The sequence below is a fragment of the Actinoplanes oryzae genome (assembly GCF_030757795.1).
In the GTDB taxonomy this organism is placed as follows: Bacteria; Actinomycetota; Actinomycetes; order Mycobacteriales; family Micromonosporaceae; genus Actinoplanes.
In genome coordinates, this window is record NZ_JAUQWH010000367.1 from 1 (window position 1) to 497 (window position 497).

The 497-nt window shown below is 57.9% G+C and carries 1 rRNA gene; it reads right to left on the minus strand.

The annotated features are described in order from the left end of the window. Positions 1–497, minus strand: a 23S ribosomal RNA gene (locus tag RBH18_RS43960); the annotation flags it as partial.

Here is a 497-nt window from a genome sequence, read left to right on the forward strand (position 1 = left end):
CCTATTAGTACCGGTCAACTGAACCAGTTACCTGGCTTACATCTCCGGCCTATCAACCCAGTCGTCTAGCTGGGAGCCTTACCCACTCAAGGTGGTGGGATACCTCATCTCGAAGCGAGCTTCCCGCTTAGATGCTTTCAGCGGTTATCCCTTCCGAACGTAGCCAACCAGCCGTGCCCCTGGCGGGACAACTGGCACACCAGAGGTTCGTCCGTCCCGGTCCTCTCGTACTAGGGACAGCCCTTCTCAAGTATCCAACGCGCACGGCGGATAGGGACCGAACTGTCTCACGACGTTCTAAACCCAGCTCGCGTACCGCTTTAATGGGCGAACAGCCCAACCCTTGGGACCTGCTACAGCCCCAGGATGCGACGAGCCGACATCGAGGTGCCAAACCATCCCGTCGATATGGACTCTTGGGGAAGATCAGCCTGTTATCCCCGGGGTACCTTTTATCCGTTGAGCGACACCGCTTCCACACGCAAGTGCCGGATCAC